Genomic DNA, 15205 nt, shown 5'->3' on the forward strand with positions numbered 1-15205 from the left:
AGGCGCCGTACCGCTTTTTAGCTGGACAAATGTCGCCATCTCCCGGAACCCCTGGCGGGTCCAGCACGTCTGTATGGATCAGTGGGGGTTCAAGAACGGTTCCTCCAGCGTTCAAGGTTCATCCATTTTTTCGTTTTCCATGGAGGTCGCGCACGTGCACGCTCGGCTGGGCCGCCGCCCTGTCCTGCTGATATCCGCTCTCGTCGGGTCCGTCGCCCTGACCGCGTGCTCCTCCGGGGGGTCCGGTGGTGGTGCCGATGCCGGTCCGGAGGCCAAGGTCACCGTCACCCCGGCCGCCGGCGGCAAGGAGGTCAAGCTCGGCACCCCGATCTCGGTGAAGGCCGACGGCGGCAGGCTGACCTCGGTGGAGGTCAAGGACGACAAGGGCCAGGCGATGGCCGGGAAGCTCTCCGGCGACGGCGCCTCCTGGACCTCCGAGGGCAAGGTCAGGCCGAAGACCACCTACACGGTGCGGACCGCGGCCGAGTCGGCCAAGGGCCGCAAGTCCTCGTCCAGCGCCTCCTTCAGCACCCAGGAGGCGCCGAGCGTCAACAAGCTCACCAACACCCCGCAGAACGGCCAGACCGTCGGCACCGGCATGCCGATCTCGATCCTCTTCGACCACAAGATCGACAAATCCAAGCGGGCCGAGGTCGAGAAGGCCCTGAAGGTGACCACCTCCACCAAGGTCGAAGGCGCCTGGGGCTGGGTCACCGACTACTCGGGTGCGGACCGCATCGACTGGCGCCCCAAGACCTTCTGGCCCAGCGGCACCAAGGTCTCGGTGAAGGGCTCGCTGGCCGGCATCGACACGGGCGAGGGCGGCTGGCTGGTCCGCGACTACGACTTCGGCTTCACCGTCGGCGCCGACCGCAAGGCCGTCATCGATGTGCCCGGGCACAAGCTGACCATGTATGAGGACGGTAAGCCGGTGGGCAGCGTGATGGGTTCCGCGGGCTCCCCGGAGAACCCCACCCGCGGCGGTATCCACACGGTGCGCAGCAAGAACGCCGCCGAGACCATGGACTCCGCCACCATCGGCTTCGGCGACCAGTGGATGCTGGACTCGCAGTGGGTGACGCATATGACCGCGTCCGGCACCTTCCTGCACTCGGCGCCCTGGAACCATGACATCGGTGTGGTCAACAACAGCCATGGCTGCTTCGGCATGACCACCTCGGACGCCAAGACCGTCTACGACTTCCTGCCCATCGGCGGCACGGTCGAGGTCAAGGGCACCTCCAACCCCGACAAGACCGATGTCGGCAACGGCCTGGAGGTCTGGCAGGAGACCTGGGCCGAGTGGCAGCAGCGCAGTGCGCTGAAGTAGGCACGCCCGCACGGTGAACGGCCCGGGAGGAGAGACTGCTCCTCCCGGGCCGTTGGCGTTGTGTGGTGGACGCAGGACCTGGACCGGGCAGTTCCGGATACCGGCCTACCGGCCCAACCGCTCCGCCAGCACCGCCGCCTGGCTGTGTGCCACATCCTTGGTCGCGGTCAGCAGGGTGACCCTGTCCTCGCCGGCCAGCTCCCGCAGGTGGGCCAGGGCCTGCCGGCGCTCGGGCTCCCGCAGCTCGTCCAGGTAGCGGCGGCGGAACTCCGGGAAGCGGTCCGGCTGATGGCCGTACCAGCGGCGCAGATCCGTGGACGGGGCGACCTCGCGCAGCCATTCGTCCAGGTGCGCGTCCTCCTTGCGCAGGCCGCGCGGCCAGACCCGGTCCACCAGGATCCGCTTGCCCTCCCCGGCGGGGGGCTCCTCGTACACCCGCCGGCAGTCGATCCGGTGCGCTCGCTTGGTCATGACGCCTTCCCTTCCTCTCCATGGTGCGGCCGGTCCCGGGGGTCGGCCAGTCACTATGTCCCTAGCATTGCAAGGGAGTGTCTAGCACCGCTAGTCTCGCGCCCTGTCACCGCTGGGTTCCCCTGATGAAGGATGTGGTCCTATGGCCGTGCGGGATCAGGCCGTTCCCCCCACCCACCCGATACCGGCCCCCTACGGGTGGTGGCCACTGGCGGCCATCACGGCGGCGCTGGCGATGCTGATGCTGGACGCCACCGTGGTCGTGGTGGCGCTCCCGGACATCCGGCATGACCTCAACACCGGCCTGGGCGACGCCCAGTGGACGCTCAACGCCTTCACCCTCCCGCTGGCCTGCGGCCAGCTGATCGCCGGTTTCCTGGGCGACCGGTTCGGCCGCCGCCGGACCTTCGCCCGGGGCGTGCTGGCCTTCGGCGTGGCGTCCCTGGCCTGTGGACTGGCCCCCGACTCCGGTGTGCTGATCGCGGCACGCGCCGCCCAGGGTGCCTCGGGAGCGGTGATCTTCGCGGCCACGCTGTCGCTGATCGCCCAGTGCTACCGCGGCCGGGCGCGCGGCACGGCGTTCGGGATCCGCGGCGCCGTGGCCGGGGCGGTGGTGGTGCTCAGTCCGCTGCTGGGCGGGGCGCTGGTCGCCACGCTCGGCTGGCGCTGGGTCTTCTTCGTCAACCTCCCCGTCTCGGCGGCCGTGCTGGCCGTCACCCGCCTCAGGATTCCCGCCGATCAGGCCCCGCGCGGCGGCCAACGGCCCGACTGGGGCGGCCTGCTGACCCTGCCCACCGGACTCCTGCTGCTGACCCTGGTCCTGCTGCGCGTCGGTGACCACGGCTGGTGCGGCACCTCCACACTGCTGATGTTCGCCGGGGCGGCCGCGGCCCTGGCCGCCTTCCCGCTGATCGAAGCGCGCCGGACGGACCCGATGCTGGACCTCTCGCTGTTCCGTCACCGCACCTTCACCGGCACCCAGCTGGCCACGCTGTGCACCCATGGCGGCTTCTTCGGCCTGCTGCTCTATCTCTCGCTGTACTTCCAGGACCAGCTCGGCTACTCGCCGATGAAGACCGGACTGTGCTTTCTGGCCGTCAACCTGCCGATCCTGCTGGTGAGTCCGGTGGCCGGCACGGTGATGGACCGGCTGCCCGCCCGGCTGCTGCCGGGTGCCGGACTGTTCCTGGTCGCCGCCGGTCTGCTGCTGATGCATGGACTGACCCCCGCCTCGGGCTGGCGGGACCTGGCGCCCGGGCTGGCCGTGGCCGGTACCGGCCTGGGCCTCACCCTCCCCGCGCTGGGCGCGCTGGCGGTGGCGGCGGCCGACGACCGGCGGCTGGGCATGGCCGCCGGCGTCAACACCACGGCGAGCCAGGCCGGTCTGACGCTGGCCACCGCCGTCTATGGCGCGCTGCTGCGCACCCACCGTGACACCGTGGCCGGCCTCGACCAGCTGATGCTGGTGGCCGCCGGGGTGACGGCCGTGGGGGCGGCGGCCGCCCTGTCGCTCATCGGGCGGCGCGCACCGGCCGTCTGAACGCGGGCCGCGAGGATCGTTGACGGACAACTCCCGCCCTGCCAGCGTCATTTGCGCACACCGCAGGGGAACACCAGCCCGAGGAAGGGGAGTCCGGTGAAGAGATGGTCAGCCCATGCGCTGTCGGCGACGACGCTGCTGGTCGCCGCAGCCACCCTGGCGGCCGGCACGATGGGCACCGCGCAGGCGAGTCCGTCCGCGAGCCCGTCCGCCGTGGTCCGAGCCATGGCCCCCGCCGACGATCCCACGCCGGACGAGCAGGCCGCCCTGCGCCAGGTGGCCACCGCCATCTGGGGAGCGGACCTGGCCAACGGCTGGGACATGAACAGCGCCGTGGCCGATGTACTGTCCCAGGCCACCCACGAGATCCTCAGGTGCTCCGAGGCGTTCTCCGCGGTGCCCAGGCCGGCCGGCTGGGTGCCGGGCCTGGGGTACCTGGTGAAGTACGCCAAGAACCTCTACGACTACTTCCAGGCGGTCAAGGGCAACCGCACCTACCGCACCTGTGTGGTCGGCGTGGCATACGACTACCGCACCCAGATGGATATGGCCTCCCAGGGCCTGTGACCGGCCTCAGCGCGCCAGCCGCCCCAGCAGTGCCGAGGCAGCGGTGACACCGATCACCACCGAGCCGGTCAACACCCCGAAGTCCAGCAGGAGATGGGCGTGGGTGCCGATCAGCAGGCCGCGCAGCGCGTCCACTTCGTAGCTGAGCGGATTGAAGCGGCTGACGGTCTGCAGCCAGTGCGGCATCAGCTCGATCGGGTAGAGCGCGTTGGAGCCGAAGAACAGCGGCATGGTGATGGCCTGGCCGATGCCCAGCAGCCGGTCGCGGGTGAGCACCAGGCCCGCGATGGTCATGGACAGACAGGAGAAGAAGGCCGCGCCGAGCATCAGGACGGCCGCCACCCCGAGCAGGTGCAGCGGGTTGGCGGTCAGTGCCACGCCCAGCAGCGCCGACAGCACCAGCACCACCACGGCCTGGGCCAGTGCCCGCACTCCGGCGGCGAACGCCTTGCCGGTGACCAGGGCGGCCCGGGGCGTGGGGGTCACCAGCAGCTTGGTGAGCACTCCGGCGTCCCGTTCCCAGATGATCTGGATGCCATAGAAGATGGCGATGAACAGCGCGGACTGCGCCAGGATGCCGGGGGCCAGATAGTCCAGATAGGGGACCGGGCCGGTGGGGATGGCCCGCAGCCGGGTGAAGGTCTCCCCGAAGACCAGCAGCCAGAGCGCGGGCTGGACGGCGCGGGTGATCAGCTCGGTGCGGTCCCGGCGCAGCTTCTCCAGCTCCACCAGGCACAGGGCGAACACCCGGTCCGGCAGCCGGCGCCAGGACGGTGGTACGGGCGCCTCACCCCAGGCGGCCCGCGGTGCGTCGGGTACGGCGGACATCGCGCAGCCCTCCTTGCCGGTCCGTGTCGCCCAGGTGGTCTCCGGTGTGATGCCGGAAGACGTCCTCCAGACTGGCCCCCGGCCCCAGTCGGTCCTTGAGTTCGGCCGGGGCGCCCAGCGCCCGCAGCCGTCCCCGGTGCATCAGGGCGACGCGGTCGCACAGGGCGTCCGCCTCGTCCATGTAGTGCGTGGTCATCAGCACCGTCATGCCGGTGGCCGCGCGCAGTTCGGTGATCCGCTCCCACACCCCGGAGCGGGCCACCGGGTCCAGGCCGATGGTCGGCTCGTCCAGCACCAGCAGCCGCGGCCGGTTGACCAGCGCCTGGGCCAGCTCCAGGCGGCGCACCATGCCGCCGGAGTAGCCCGCCACCACCCGGTCCGCGGCCTCGGTCAGGTCCATCGCCGCCAGCACCTCGGTCACCCGCTGCCGGCGCTCGGCGCGCGGCACATCGAAGAGCCGGGCGAACAGGGTGACGTTCTCCCGCCCGGTGAGGGTGCCGTCGGCGGACAGCTCCTGCGGTACATAGCCCAGCAGCCGCCGTACCCGCATCGGACGCCGCGAGGGGTCCAGCCCGAAAACCCGGGCCCGTCCCTGCTGCAGCGGCAGCAGGGTGATGAGCAGCCGGATGGTGGTGGTCTTGCCCGCGCCGTTCGGGCCCAGCAGGCCGAACACCTCACCGGGTGCGATCCACAGCGAGACATCGTCCACCGCGAGCCGGTCGCCGAAGCGGTAGCTCAGCCCCCGGCAGTCGACGGCCCGTTCGGCCGGGGCCGGTTCCCCGGCCGGTTGCTTGGTCGATTCCGGGCTTGATTCCGGGCTTGATTCCGGGCTTGATTCCGGGGTCATACCGCCTCCATGGCGTCGGCCAGCCGCCGCAGCAGGGCGACGGCCTCGGGCAGCCGGTCCCGCTCGGGCCGGTCCAGCCGCTCCAGGGCCCCGGCCAGGGCGGCGCAGCGCCGGTCCCGCCAGGCGCTCATCCGGTTCCGGGCGTCCGCGGTCAGTTCCAGCCGCACCACCCGCCGGTCCGGCGCCCGTCGCACCCGCTGCACCAGCCCCGCCCGGCACAGGCAACCCACCAGGGTGCTCACCGAGTTGGGGGCCATGCCCAGCTCGGTGGCCGCCGTGGTCACCGACAGACCCGGCTGCCGGTAGAGCAGCCGCAGCACATCGGCCTGGGCGCCGGTCAGCGAGGCGAACACCGGCCCGGGCCCGGCTGCCCGCCGCGAACCGCGCCGCAGCGCGGACACCGCGCCCAGCAGGTCCTCGGCCGCCTGAACCGAGGTGGTATCGGCTGGCATATCCCGATTTTATCTCTCAGACAGAGGCGTCGCCCGGGCCGCCGAGGTCAGGTGAAGTCGCCGGGCACGATGCCGAACAGTTCCTCAAGGGCGCGTTGTCCGTCCTCGGTGACCCGCAGGGCACGCCTGCTGCCGATGCGTACGCACCAGCCGGACTCCAGCACATGGCGGCACAGGGCGGCCCCGGCCGCCCCGGCCAGATGCGGGCGGCGCTCGGTCCAGTCCAGGCAGGGCCGGGCCAGCGGCCGCCGGCCGGCGGGTGCCAGGGCGATGCCATGCCCGGCGTACCAGGCCAGGCCCGCCTCGGTGAGGGCGAATCCGGTGGAGCGCTGGAGCAGGCCCAGCCGGTCCATGGCGTCGGTGACCAGCACGCCCAGCCGCCCGGCCAGGTGGTCATAGCAGGTCCGGGCGCGGGCCATGGCCGCCCCGGCGGAGACGGCCCGCAGACCGCGCGGTGCGGCGGGGGAGGGGCCGGCGTAGGCGGCCAGGTCCTCGATCAGCTGGGCCGTGCCCGGGTCGGCCAGGCGTACATAGCGATGGCGCCCCTGCCGCTCCTGGACCAGCAGCCCGCCGGCCGTCAGCCGGGCGAGATGGCCGCTGGCCGTGGAGGGGGCCACCCCGGCGTGCCGGGCCAGTTCACCGGCGGTCCAGGCCCGGCCGTCCAGCAGGGCCAGACAGATGGCCGCCCGGGTGTCATCGGCGAGCAGCGCGGCGAGGGCGGCCAGCCGGGGGCCCGTCGCTCCGGGACCTGCCGACCCGGAATCCGCCGTGCCGGGACCTGTCGCATCGTGAGCCGTCATGGCCCCAGCATGCGGGACGGATGTTTCGGCCGGGACCGAAGGGTCGCGCGGCTAGCTTTCCGGTCCATGACGACGGACAAGGGACGGCGCTGGTGGGACGCCCTGGTGCTGCTCGCCCTGATCTGGGGCAGCAGCTTCCTGCTGATGAAGGTGGCGGTGGGCGCGATGCCGCCGGCCTGTGTGACGCTCGCCCGGCTGGGCATCGGGTCGGTGACGCTGCTGACGGTGCTGCGGCTGAAGGGGCTGCGGCTGCCCCGGGGCCGGGCGGTGTGGGGCCACTCGGCGGTGGTGGCGGCACTGGTGAATGTCGCCCCCTTCACCCTCTTCGCCTGGGGGGAGCGGCAGGTCTCCTCGGTGCTGGCCGGGATCTTCAACGCGGTCACCCCGCTGCTCACCCTGGGGGTGGCTCTGGTGGCGCTGCCCGAGGAACGCCCGGACCGGCGGCGGCTGTTGGGCATCCCGCTGGGCTTCGCCGGGGTGCTGGTGGTGCTGGGCGTGTGGCGGGCACCGGACGGTCCGCACCTGGCCGGGCAGGCCGCCTGCCTGGGCGCCGCGGCCTGCTATGCGGTGGGCTTCCCCTATGCCAGGAGGCACTTGGCGGGCCGCGCCGAGTCCACGGTGGCGCTGTCCGCCGCGCAGGTGCTGGCCGGTACGGCGGAGTGCGCCCTGGTGGCCCCGGTGCTCAGCGGGGGCCTGCCGGCGGTGACCGGACGCTGGGCCTCGCCCGCCGTCCTGGCCGCCCTGCTGGCCCTGGGCGCCCTGGGCACCGGGGTGGCCTATCTGCTCAACTACCGCGTCATCCGCCGGGCCGGCGCGGTGGCCGCCACCACGGTCACCTATCTGATGCCGCTGGTGGCGGCTGCGGCCGGGGTGCTGCTGCTGGGCGAGCGGCTCACCTGGAACCAGCCGGCGGGCGCCCTGGTGGTGCTGGCGGGCGTGGCCGTCGGGCAGGGGGCGGTGCGTCCGCCGGACGGTGGCCCACGAGGGGCGAGGGCGTCGGCCGGGCCCGTCCGGGACCGTAAGATCTGATCTTGGAGTCAGGTTCAAGTCGGGGGAATGGCCGTGCTGATCGGGGAGTTGTCGTGCAGGACCGGCGTGAGCGAGCGCTCCCTGCGCTACTACGCACAGCAGGGGCTGCTCACCGCCGAGGGCGCGGCCGGCGGCCACCGGGAGTTCCCGGAGAGCGAGGTCGACCGGGTCGTCCGTATCCAGGAGCTGTTCGCGGCCGGGCTGTGCAGCGGCAAGATCGCCCAACTGCTGCCCTGTGCGCGGGTGCACGGCGGCAGCCGCTCCGCCTCCCCGGAGCTGGTGACGGTCCTGCTGGTGGAACGGGCCCGGATCGACGGCCTGATCCGGGGGCTGCTGCGCTCCCGCGAACTGCTCGACCAGGTCATCCTCGAGGCGCGGCCGGCCGACTGAGCCCGGCCAGCAGCGCCTCCACCGCCAGATCGAAGCGCTCGGCGTCGTCCACCCCGGCACCGGTGCGGGCCGCCTCGGTGAGCAGCGGATAGCGCTCGGCGTCGGCGGCGGTCAGCCAGTCGGCCGAGCCCGGCCCCTCGGTGCCCGTCCCGGCGGCCTCGGCCGTGGCATGGCCGATCACCAGCAGGGCCAGCGAGTTCAGCGCGTGCAGCGCCCGGCCCAGCTCGAATCCGGCGCCGGTCAGCGCCCGCAGACAGTGCTCCACCGCGTCCAGGGCGGCCGGGGTGACGGCGGGACGGGCCGCCACCAGCGGCAGCACCCCGGGGTGGCGCAGCAGGGTGGACCGCAGGCCATGGGCGTAGGAGCGCAGCAGCGGACGCCAGTCGGCGTCCGGGCCGTCCAGGGACAGTGCCTGGGTGAGGACCCGTTCCACCAGGCCGTCCAACAGGGCCTGTTTGCCCGGTACATGGTGGTAGAGGGTCATGGCCTCCACGCCCAGCTCGGCGCCCAGCCGGCGCATGGTCAGGGCGCCGGTCCCGTCCTGGTCCACCAGGTCGAGCGCGACATCCAGGACCCGCTCGCGGTTCAGCCCGGCCCGTTGGCCCCGCCCTCTGCCGCCAACCATCACCGCTCCTTTGTCTCTTGACTTTCTTACGCCGTAAGGCCATCGTAGTCGTCGAGGGAAACTTACAACGTAAGAAAGCGGGGTCGTGATGCGGGACGCCAAGCAGGTCGTCAGGGACTTCTTCGATGCCATCAACGAGCGGCGGCTGGCCGATCTGCCGCAGCACATGGCGCTGGATGTGATCGACCACAACAAGGTCATTTACGGTGAGGCGGACGAGCCGGGCGCGGCCTTCGACGGCTTCCGGCAGCAACTGGAGGCATTCGGCGAGGGCCGGATGGAGCCCCAGCAGCTCATCGCCGAGGACGACACCGTGGTGGCCCGGCTGCTGGTCACCGGTACCCACACCGGCCACCACCCCCGGATGCCCGAGCCCACCGGCCGCTCCTGCGAGGTGGAGCAGATATGGATCTTCACGGTGCGCGAGGACCGGATCGCCGAAATCCGGGCGGTCAGCGACCGGTTGGGCATGTTCCTCCAGCTGGGCTGGGAGTGGCCGACGGCCGACTGACCGGCGCCCCGGACGGGGTCCTTCCGCGCACCGGCTCCCGGGTCCCATGGATCACCTCCACCGCCTGGCCCTGGGGCGGGTTGCGGAGATCCGCTCGACGCACTGTGCCCACGCCACTACGGTGGGCCACAGGCAAGCGAGATGGGGGAGCCCATGGAGGCGGAACTGACCGCACTGGCGGTCTCGGGGGCGACGGCACTGGTGCGGAGCATGGCCACCGATGCCTGGGAGCAGGTCAAGGGAGGGCTGGCCCGCCTGGTCTCCAGGGGCGGCGACACCCGGCGGGCCGAGGAGGAACTGGCCGCGTCCCGCACCGAGTTGGTGGCCGCCCGGCAGGCCGGGGACGAGGAGGCGGCGGCCGACATCCAGGAGGAGTGGCGGCTGCGGCTGCGCCGGGTGCTGCGCACCGACCCGGAAGCGGCCCGCGAACTGCGGCGGCTGCTCGACGAGGTGGCCCCGGACGACGGCCCGGCCGCCGGCTCGGTCACGGTCAACAACACCATCAGCGGCGGCAGCTATGACGGGCCGGTCTTCCAGGGACAGAACTTCTCGGGGCAGACCTTCGGCACCTCCGGCTCCTGAGCCCGCCATACCCCCGAGTTGCCGCCCGGCACCCGCTGTGGGAGGCTTCCATTCCATGATCTCCATGGTCCCAGGACTGGTTCTCGGTGACTCCTCCCGCACTTCGACGCGGGAGCGGCGGCCCATGCCCGTCTGAGAGTCCGTTCCCGCTCCTCGAAGTGCTCTTCGTGCCCCCGCACGTTCCCTTCCGAGGAGTACACCGTGTCGTCGCCGACGACTCCCATCCTGCACTGGACCGAGAACCACCTCCCCCACCACGCCCGTTGGCACTCGGAGAGCCGAATCCCCGTTCCCCGGCGGGTCATTGCCGCCGACGACCGGCTGACGGCGGCCACCGCCCACCGGCTGGCCTGCGAAGGCACCGCCCTGCTGTGGCGCGGGGACTACCCCAACGCCAGGCAGCTGCTGACGGCCATGGGCCGACGGGTCGACCGCAAGCCCGTCCCGGCCGGTGGCGACCCGGCACAGACCTTCCATCTGCACCGGCGGGCGCGCGGCCACCGCGCCCGGACCCTGAGCAGACTGCTGGTGCTGCTGGACGAGGACCACACCCTGGACCTGCGCCGGGCCCCCGACGTCCGGCGGGCCTGCGCCGCGGCATACGGCCCGTCCGGCGGGCCCATGGCGGTGGCGCTCAGTGAACTGCTGGGCGTCATAGGGGCGTTTGAATGGCGCCGCAAGGGTGTGCCGGTGCCCGCCCTGGGCGCCAGGATCCACCCCCACTATGGCGTCTTCGCCCCGGTGCGCGGCGAGTACGCCGACCTGGTGGCCCGTGCCCCGCTGCCGGCCCGGCACCAAACGGCCTTCGACCTGGGCACCGGAACGGGAGTGCTGGCCGCGATCCTCGCCCGGCGTGGGGTGCCCCAGGTGGTGGCCACCGACGCCGGCCCCCGGGCGCTGGCCTGCGCCCGGGAGAACGTTCAGCGGCTGGGCTTGGCCGGACGGATCGAGGTGTGCGGCCCTGTCCTGTTCCCCGAGGGCCGGGCCGACCTGGTGGTGTGCAACCCGCCCTGGCTGCCCGGCCGTCCGGCCTCCGCCGTGGAAGAAGGCGTCTACGACCCGGGCGGCGCCATGCTGCACGGTTTCCTGGACGGGCTGGCCGCTCATCTGGCACCCGGCGGCGAAGGCTGGCTGATCCTCTCGGACCTGGCCGAACATCTGGGCCTGCGCAGCCGGGAACAGCTGATGGACGCCGTCCGGGCGGCGGGCCTGCGGGTGCTGGGCCGGCTGGAGACCAGACCCCGGCACCCGCGTGCCATGGACCCCGCCGACCCGCTGCACCGGGCCCGGGCGGCGGAGATCACCTCCCTGTGGCGGCTGACAGCGGTGTGACCGCCCGGGCCCGGTCCACATCCGGGCTGCGGTACCAGCGTTCCGGGATACCGGCCAGGGTCGAGGGATAAACCTCGGCCCCGAGCCCGTACAGCCGCTGAAAGCTCATGATCAGCGGCCGCCAGGCGTCCGGGTCGATCCGGTCCTCCGTCCCGGCGAGCCTGATCTCCGGGTGCACCAGGACCCGTTGCACCCGTACCTCGAAGGCCAGCACGGAGCCCGGCTGCCGGGGATCGTCCCCGGCGACCGGGTGCACCGCCTCGACGACCGCCTCCATGGCCACCGGGCACTCGGCCGCCCGGGGCGGCGCCACCGTCTCCGAGGCCACCGGGGTGAGCCCGGCCCGGCCGAACTTGTCCGGCACATACCGGTATCCGCGCTCGTACTTGCGCGCCGGCACCGGATCGGCGCCGGTGGTCATCGCCAGCCGGTCCACCGCCCCGGCCTGCGCGTCCGAGGGCAGGTTGAGCACACAACTCCGCTCGCGCAGCAGATTGCGGGCCGTCTGGGAGCTGCGGCCCAGCCCCAGCACGGCCCGCCAGCCGAGCCAGAAGGCGGAGGACATGGGCGCCAGATTGGCCGAACCGTCCTCGCTCCGGGTGGAGATCAGCACCACGGGGGTGCCGAAGTACAGAATGCTGGGCTCAATGGGCTCATGGGCCACGGTAGTTGTCATCACCGCGCCAGTCTCACCGGACGGCCCGGACGGCCGCTGGCGGGAATCGGACGGTCAGCTGTGCGGCACCACGGCCACGGGGCACCGCGCATGGTGCAGCACCGCATGGGTCACCGGCCCCACCCCCAGCGCCGGCCGGTGCTCATGCCGGCCCACCACCAGCAGGTCGGCGTCCTCGGCGGCGGTCAGCAGATGCTGGGCCGGGGAGCCGGTGAGCAGCCACTCGTCCACCTCCACGGCCGGCCAGTGCTCCCGGTGCGCGCGCAGCGTCTCCGCCAGCGCCTCGGCCTCCCCGCAGACCAGGCCCGTGCTCTGCTCCGTACGCCGGACCCGGACCACCCGCAGCGCCACGCCGCGCCGGGCGGCGGCCGCGAAGGCGAAGGCCAGCACATCCTCGCCCGGCCCCTGCGGATCCAGGCCCACCAGCACCGGCCGGCCGGCGGCCGGTCCGGGCGGCACCTCCGGCTCATGCACCACCGTGACCGGCCCCGGTGCCCGCCCCAGCACCGACAGGCTCACCGGCCCCAGCAGAAACCCCTGCTGCCCGGCCAGCGCCCGCGAGCCCAGCACCAGCAGCTCCGACCGCCCGGCCGCCGCCAGCAGCACCTCCGCCGGCGCCCCCGACTCCTGGCGCACCTCCACCGGCAGGCCGGGATGCGCGGTGCCCAGCTCCTGCCAGACCGCCTCGATCCGGGCCGCGGCCCAGTCGCGCTGCGCCGGGTCCGGGCCGCCGTCGGCATGCACGATATGCAGCGGCACCCGGCGCAGCACCGCCTCCTGCCCGGCCCAGACGGCCGCGGCCAGGCTTTCCGGGGAGCCGTCGACCCCGGCGGATACCGGTCGTGTCACGTGGCCATCGCCTCCACTGAGTGAACTCCGCGCTGTCGGGCCTCTGTCCTGATCCTCCCGCCGGTGGGCGCGACGCGCATGTCCGCTCAGCCGCCGGACGGGAAACGGACCCGGAAGACCGTGCGCCCCGGGCGGCTGGTGACCTCCACCCCGCCCCGGTGCGCGGTGACCACCGCCTCCACGATGGCCAGGCCCAGGCCGGTGCTGCCGGTGCGGCGCGAACGGTTGTGGTCGGCACGGGTGAAGCGCTGGAAGACCTCCGGCCGCAGCGCCTCCGGGATCCCCGGCCCGTCGTCCGCCACCGTCAGCTCGACGCCCTCCGCCAGTACGGCCAGACGCAACTCCACCGAGGTGCCGGACGGGGTGTGCACCCGCCCGTTGGCCAGCAGATTGGCTATCACCTGGTAAAGGCGGTGCGGGTCACCGGTGACGGTGACCGGCTCCTCCGGCAGATCCAGCAGCCAGTGATGGCCGGGGGCGGCCACCCGGGCATCGTCCACCGCGTCCAGCGCCAGCCGGGTGAGATCGACCGGTTCACGGGCCAGCGGCCGGCCGGCGTCCAGCCGGGCCAGCAGCAGCAGATCGTCGACCAGGCCGGACATCCGCCGCGACTCCGACTGGATCCGCTCCAGGGCGTGCCGCACCTCCTCCGGCACCGGCCCGGGGTGGCGCAGCGCCAGCTCCGTATGGGCCCGCACGGTGGCCACCGGGGTGCGCAGCTCATGGCTGGCGTCCGCGGCGAAGTGCCGCAGCCGCTCCTCCACCGCGTGCCGTCGGGCCAGCGCGTCCCCGACATGGCCGAGCATCCGGTTGAGCGCGGCGCCCACCTGGCCCACCTCGGTGCGCACATCGGTGTCCGGGACCGGGGCCGGCATGGCCACCTCGCCGCTGGCCAGCGGCAGCCGGGTGACCTCGGTCGCGGTGGTGGCCACCCGGCGCAGCGGCCGCAGCGACAGCCGCACCCACAGCGCCCCGGCCAGCCCGGTGACGGCCAGCGCGGTCCCGAACACCACGCCCTCCACCAGCTCCAGGCGGTGCACCGCCTCCTCCACCCGGTGCAGCGGCAGCCCGGTCACCAGCACGTCCCCGTCATCACCGGCGACCGCGGTCACCCGGTAGTGGCCCAGCGCCGACAGCCGCACCCCGCGTGCCCGGCCGTCATGCGGCAGGGCGGCCAGCGCGCGCCGGTCGTCACCGGTGAGCGGTACGGCGGCGTCACTCTGCTCGCGCACCACCGCGGCCGTGGTCGGCTCGCCGCGCAGCAGCCGGGCCCCGAAGGTGCCGTCCGCCTGGCCCCGGGTGTCCGGCCGGTTGTCGGCGTCCGGCCGCGCCTCGTGCTCCAGGCTCGCCGCGAACTTCCCCTGGGAGGCGGCCAGTTGCTGGTCCAGCCGGCTCACCAGAAAGCTCTCCAGGGCCACCGCGGTGGTCACCCCGACCGCCGCACAGGCCAGCGCCAGCAGCACCACCAGGCCGGCGGTCAGCCGGGCGCGCAGGGTACGGGGCAGGGCGGGGCGCGGCAGCCTCACCGGGGCCCCGCCTTGAGCACATAACCCACCCCGCGCACGGTGTGGATCAGCGGCTCCCGGCCGGCATCGATCTTCTTGCGCAGATAGCTGATGTAGAGCTCGACCACATGGGCCCGGCCGCCGAAGTCATAGGACCAGACCCGGTCCAGGATCTGCGCCTTGGACAGCACCCGGCGCGGATTGCGCATCAGAAAGCGCAGCAGCTCGAACTCGGTGCGGGACAGCTCCACCGGCCTGCCCGCCCGGCTGACCTCCCGCGCCTCCTCGTCCATCACCAGATCGCCGACCACCAGCCGGCTGCCGCCCGGCTCGGCCGCCATGCCCGCCCGGCGCAGCAGCCCGCGCAGCCGGGCCAGCACCTCCTCCAGGCTGAACGGCTTGGTCACATAGTCGTCGCCGCCCGCCGTGATCCCGGCGATGCGGTCCTCCACCGAGTCCCGGGCGGTGAGGAAGAGCACACAGACCAGGGGCAGCTCGGCGCGTATCTCGCGCAGCACCCACAGCCCGTCGGCATCGGGCAGCATCCAGTCCAGCACCACCGCGTCCGGGCGGAAGGAACGGGCGGCCGCCACCGCCCCGGCCCCGTCCCCGGCGGTGCGCACCGCCCAGCCCTCGTAGCGGAGAGCCCGGGAGAGGACCTCGGTGAGGTCCGCCTCATCGTCGACGACCAGCACTCTTACCGGGTCGCCGTCGGGGCGCAGCAGGGCGGGGGGCGGGATGTGGTTCTCCATGGTCCCTCCAGGATCCCCCGCCGCGAGGGGTGGCCGGCGCCGGAGTTCCTATGAGTTCCCTCTGAAGCGCCGCCCGGGGCGCCGGCTCAGAGGGAACTCACAGAAACCGCTGCCAAGCT

General features: G+C 73.0%; 18 protein-coding genes. 8 read left to right on the plus strand and 10 right to left on the minus strand.

The genetic code is table 11. From position 1 onward, the window contains the following. Positions 1-154: 154 nt before the first annotated feature. Positions 155-1330: an Ig-like domain-containing protein gene (locus ACIHFE_RS27000; RefSeq protein WP_400110488.1), complete on the plus strand. Its 1176-nt coding sequence runs from the start codon at positions 155-157 to the stop codon at positions 1328-1330. A 105-nt stretch (positions 1331-1435) separates the two neighbouring features. On the opposite strand, the gene ACIHFE_RS27005 is transcribed toward ACIHFE_RS27000, so the two are convergent. Further along, positions 1436-1801: a DUF488 domain-containing protein gene (locus ACIHFE_RS27005; RefSeq protein ID WP_400110489.1), complete on the minus strand. Its 366-nt coding sequence runs from the start codon at positions 1799-1801 to the stop codon at positions 1436-1438. Between the two features lie 142 nt (positions 1802-1943). Here ACIHFE_RS27005 and ACIHFE_RS27010 point away from each other — a divergent pair, with 142 nt between their 5' ends. Together ACIHFE_RS27010 and ACIHFE_RS27015 are read left to right on the plus strand one after the other, a co-directional pair. Then, on the plus strand, positions 1944-3341 hold the full coding sequence (locus ACIHFE_RS27010; RefSeq protein ID WP_400110491.1) for an MFS transporter: 1398 nt from the start codon (positions 1944-1946) through the stop codon (positions 3339-3341). A gap of 96 nt (positions 3342-3437) precedes the next feature. After that, positions 3438-3908, plus strand: coding sequence for a hypothetical protein (locus ACIHFE_RS27015; protein WP_400110493.1), 471 nt, complete (start codon positions 3438-3440; stop codon positions 3906-3908). A 6-nt stretch (positions 3909-3914) separates the two neighbouring features. On the opposite strand, the gene ACIHFE_RS27020 is transcribed toward ACIHFE_RS27015, so the two are convergent. From ACIHFE_RS27020 to ACIHFE_RS27035, 4 genes are read right to left on the minus strand one after another with little or no spacing between them, the layout of a single operon-like run. Continuing rightward, entirely contained in the window at positions 3915-4736 is an 822-nt protein-coding gene (locus ACIHFE_RS27020) for an ABC transporter permease (RefSeq protein ID WP_400110494.1), read from the minus strand. Continuing rightward, complete coding sequence (locus tag ACIHFE_RS27025; protein ID WP_400110496.1) at positions 4696-5583, minus strand: ABC transporter ATP-binding protein; 888 nt, start codon at positions 5581-5583, stop codon at positions 4696-4698. The genes ACIHFE_RS27020 and ACIHFE_RS27025 overlap by 41 nt, the downstream gene beginning before the upstream one ends. Further along, positions 5580-6035: a MarR family winged helix-turn-helix transcriptional regulator gene (locus ACIHFE_RS27030; protein ID WP_400110498.1), complete on the minus strand. Its 456-nt coding sequence runs from the start codon at positions 6033-6035 to the stop codon at positions 5580-5582. Before ACIHFE_RS27030 ends, ACIHFE_RS27025 begins: the two co-directional genes overlap by 4 nt. 47 nt (positions 6036-6082) lie before the next feature. After that, the gene (locus ACIHFE_RS27035; RefSeq protein ID WP_400110500.1) at positions 6083-6835 is read right to left on the minus strand and encodes an ArsR/SmtB family transcription factor; all 753 of its coding nucleotides are present in this window, start codon (positions 6833-6835) and stop codon (positions 6083-6085) included. Positions 6836-6901: 66 nt separating this feature from the next. Between ACIHFE_RS27035 and ACIHFE_RS27040 the strand changes: the two genes are divergently transcribed. Together ACIHFE_RS27040 and ACIHFE_RS27045 are read left to right on the plus strand one after the other, a co-directional pair. Then, positions 6902-7864 (plus strand): DMT family transporter, encoded by a 963-nt coding sequence (locus tag ACIHFE_RS27040; RefSeq protein WP_400110502.1) that lies wholly within the window; start codon positions 6902-6904, stop codon positions 7862-7864. A gap of 33 nt (positions 7865-7897) precedes the next feature. Next, the gene (locus tag ACIHFE_RS27045) at positions 7898-8254 is read left to right on the plus strand and encodes a MerR family transcriptional regulator (protein WP_400110601.1); all 357 of its coding nucleotides are present in this window, start codon (positions 7898-7900) and stop codon (positions 8252-8254) included. Here ACIHFE_RS27045 and ACIHFE_RS27050 read toward each other — a convergent pair. Further along, positions 8226-8879: a TetR/AcrR family transcriptional regulator C-terminal domain-containing protein gene (locus ACIHFE_RS27050; RefSeq protein WP_400110503.1), complete on the minus strand. Its 654-nt coding sequence runs from the start codon at positions 8877-8879 to the stop codon at positions 8226-8228. The two genes, ACIHFE_RS27045 and ACIHFE_RS27050, sit on opposite strands and share 29 nt — an antisense overlap. Before the next feature lie 88 nt (positions 8880-8967). On the opposite strand from ACIHFE_RS27050, the gene ACIHFE_RS27055 reads away from it, so the two are divergent. From ACIHFE_RS27055 to ACIHFE_RS27065, 3 genes are all read left to right on the plus strand, one after another. Next, complete coding sequence (locus ACIHFE_RS27055) at positions 8968-9390, plus strand: ester cyclase (protein WP_400110505.1); 423 nt, start codon at positions 8968-8970, stop codon at positions 9388-9390. Between the two features lie 153 nt (positions 9391-9543). Next, the gene (locus tag ACIHFE_RS27060) at positions 9544-9972 is read left to right on the plus strand and encodes a hypothetical protein (RefSeq protein ID WP_400110603.1); all 429 of its coding nucleotides are present in this window, start codon (positions 9544-9546) and stop codon (positions 9970-9972) included. A 201-nt stretch (positions 9973-10173) separates the two neighbouring features. Continuing rightward, positions 10174-11304: a methyltransferase gene (locus tag ACIHFE_RS27065; protein WP_400110507.1), complete on the plus strand. Its 1131-nt coding sequence runs from the start codon at positions 10174-10176 to the stop codon at positions 11302-11304. On the opposite strand, the gene ACIHFE_RS27070 is transcribed toward ACIHFE_RS27065, so the two are convergent. The 4 genes from ACIHFE_RS27070 to ACIHFE_RS27085 form a co-directional block, all read right to left on the minus strand. Beyond that, complete coding sequence (locus tag ACIHFE_RS27070; protein ID WP_400110509.1) at positions 11273-11980, minus strand: flavin reductase family protein; 708 nt, start codon at positions 11978-11980, stop codon at positions 11273-11275. The two genes, ACIHFE_RS27065 and ACIHFE_RS27070, sit on opposite strands and share 32 nt — an antisense overlap. A gap of 54 nt (positions 11981-12034) precedes the next feature. Further along, positions 12035-12829, minus strand: a complete 795-nt coding sequence (locus ACIHFE_RS27075) for a universal stress protein (protein WP_400110510.1) — start codon at positions 12827-12829, stop codon at positions 12035-12037. A gap of 86 nt (positions 12830-12915) precedes the next feature. Continuing rightward, on the minus strand, positions 12916-14349 hold the full coding sequence (locus tag ACIHFE_RS27080; RefSeq protein WP_400110605.1) for a sensor histidine kinase: 1434 nt from the start codon (positions 14347-14349) through the stop codon (positions 12916-12918). 2 nt (positions 14350-14351) lie between these two features. Next, positions 14352-15086 carry a response regulator transcription factor gene (locus ACIHFE_RS27085; RefSeq protein WP_400110512.1) on the minus strand — a complete coding sequence of 245 codons (735 nt, stop codon included), beginning with the start codon at positions 15084-15086 and terminating at the stop codon, positions 14352-14354. Positions 15087-15205 lie beyond the last annotated feature (119 nt).

Origin of the sequence: Streptomyces sp. NPDC052396, from assembly GCF_044593195.1 — a bacterium.
In the GTDB taxonomy this organism is placed as follows: domain Bacteria; phylum Actinomycetota; class Actinomycetes; order Streptomycetales; family Streptomycetaceae; genus Streptomyces.

Coding starts and splice junctions, on each gene's coding strand:
- ACIHFE_RS27035 (WP_400110500.1), bottom strand. CDS start 6,835: ATGACGGCTCACGATGCGACAGGTCCCGGCACGGCGGATTCCGGGTCG.
- ACIHFE_RS27050 (WP_400110503.1), bottom strand. CDS start 8,879: ATGGTTGGCGGCAGAGGGCGGGGCCAACGGGCCGGGCTGAACCGCGAG.
- ACIHFE_RS27055 (WP_400110505.1), top strand. CDS start 8,968: ATGCGGGACGCCAAGCAGGTCGTCAGGGACTTCTTCGATGCCATCAAC.
- ACIHFE_RS27005 (WP_400110489.1), bottom strand. CDS start 1,801: ATGACCAAGCGAGCGCACCGGATCGACTGCCGGCGGGTGTACGAGGAG.
- ACIHFE_RS27010 (WP_400110491.1), top strand. CDS start 1,944: ATGGCCGTGCGGGATCAGGCCGTTCCCCCCACCCACCCGATACCGGCC.
- ACIHFE_RS27030 (WP_400110498.1), bottom strand. CDS start 6,035: ATGCCAGCCGATACCACCTCGGTTCAGGCGGCCGAGGACCTGCTGGGC.
- ACIHFE_RS27025 (WP_400110496.1), bottom strand. CDS start 5,583: ATGACCCCGGAATCAAGCCCGGAATCAAGCCCGGAATCAAGCCCGGAA.
- ACIHFE_RS27085 (WP_400110512.1), bottom strand. CDS start 15,086: ATGGAGAACCACATCCCGCCCCCCGCCCTGCTGCGCCCCGACGGCGAC.
- ACIHFE_RS27040 (WP_400110502.1), top strand. CDS start 6,902: ATGACGACGGACAAGGGACGGCGCTGGTGGGACGCCCTGGTGCTGCTC.
- ACIHFE_RS27020 (WP_400110494.1), bottom strand. CDS start 4,736: ATGTCCGCCGTACCCGACGCACCGCGGGCCGCCTGGGGTGAGGCGCCC.
- ACIHFE_RS27070 (WP_400110509.1), bottom strand. CDS start 11,980: ATGACAACTACCGTGGCCCATGAGCCCATTGAGCCCAGCATTCTGTAC.
- ACIHFE_RS27060 (WP_400110603.1), top strand. CDS start 9,544: ATGGAGGCGGAACTGACCGCACTGGCGGTCTCGGGGGCGACGGCACTG.